The sequence below is a fragment of the Shewanella sp. SP1S1-7 genome (genome assembly GCF_031932105.1).
Taxonomy (GTDB): domain Bacteria; phylum Pseudomonadota; class Gammaproteobacteria; order Enterobacterales; family Shewanellaceae; genus Shewanella; species Shewanella baltica.
In genome coordinates this window covers 1-1337 of sequence record NZ_JAUOEU010000069.1, presented here as the reverse complement: position 1 = coordinate 1337, position 1337 = coordinate 1, and the positions used below count along the sequence as shown (strand labels likewise).

The following is a 1337-nucleotide window of genomic DNA, read 5'->3' as shown; positions in this document are numbered from 1 at the left end:
CAAACACCGGCATGGTGAAGTTGGCGGCTTTTTTGGAACAAAAAAGGTGACAGCTTTACCATGTCCGAGTGCTTTGACTTGTTAAGTGCTGACCTAATCGAACTCTGTTTCAATACTTTCATTTGACCACGACTTCTTTGTTTTATGTTCGGTAACAGTCCAAGAGCTAAAAATACAGCCATAAGAAAGGGCGACATCGTGCATGAACTCTACCCAACCTAAATGTTGCTCAGTGGATAAATTCACAGCATACGGTCTAGAGGTGCCTGAAATTTTCCAGTATTCGCCATCCTGATACATCGACATTTCATAGTTTTCACTAAGCTGCTCTTTTATACCTTTGGCACCGTCTTCATCTTGAGTGAAGAAATTAAAGTCTAGTATTAGGTCGGTTTCTGTAGTGATGCCATTACTGACCAGTTCGGTATTTATAATTTTCGCTTCTGCAAGGCGGCGCATTTTTATTCTTTCATGGTACTCGTCCCAAGTTTTTTGGGCTTCTTCTTGATCCATTGATTTGTCCTCTGCATATAGGTTGCAGCAAATTATTAGCGATAGAGCAATGATGCTGACGATCTTCATAGGCACTTAACGCACGCCTAAACGGCGAGCAACTTGTTGCGAGTCCAGCGGCCGCAGGCCGCAATGTTTAAGGCGCTTGTTATGTACCTATTCACTCATGAGCTTATAGGCAATTGGGTACTCATTTTTGTAAGAATCAGAATTCAAATGTTCAGCTAATGAGGCACAAGTATTTTCTTTTTCGGACTGACTCATTTTGTTAAGTAGAATGATCCTATTTCTTGAAACTTGCTTTGCCATTTCAAATAGCTGTTCACGCATATCTATTGGAGTTCTATCTAGCCCGTCAGTTAAATTAGCAACCACAGAACTATTTCGAGTCTTCCATTTATCAATAGCTTCTGAAAGTAGCGCTCCTTTTTCAGGTGCTTTCCGTTCGCACATGAACTTTATAACATCTACTTTTTTAAAGTAGCCATATATTATTCCAACTGCCTCTCCCTCATTTTCGGCATCTAACTCAGAGTTCGAGTGAGCAAAACTGGATATCATCGCAGCAAAAACAACTATAAATACTCTCATACTCAACCTAGGTACATAACGCCGCAAGCAGCGGCGAGCGTTAGCGAGTCCAGCACCGAAGGTGCGATGCTGACTTGCCTTGTGTACGCCCAGCATGGGCATGAACTAATGAGGTGAAAGTCCTCTGTAGGAAGGTCACCGTTCAATAACATGCTGTTATTAAACGTTAACTACTAGCGAATGGCAAGGGCTTATCCGCGAGGATTGGTCTGAAGGAAGCCGCTAGCAAATTT

At 42.2% G+C, this 1337-nt stretch carries 2 protein-coding genes; both read right to left on the bottom strand.

Features of this window, described 5'->3' with window-relative positions:
• Window positions 1–93: 93 nt before the first annotated feature.
• Entirely contained in the window at window positions 94–513 is a 420-nt protein-coding gene (locus Q4Q49_RS22095) for a hypothetical protein (RefSeq protein ID WP_311991398.1), read from the bottom strand.
• Window positions 514–669: 156 nt separating this feature from the next.
• Entirely contained in the window at window positions 670–1104 is a 435-nt protein-coding gene (locus tag Q4Q49_RS22090) for a hypothetical protein (RefSeq protein WP_312000456.1), read from the bottom strand.
• Window positions 1105–1337: the final 233 nt, after the last annotated feature.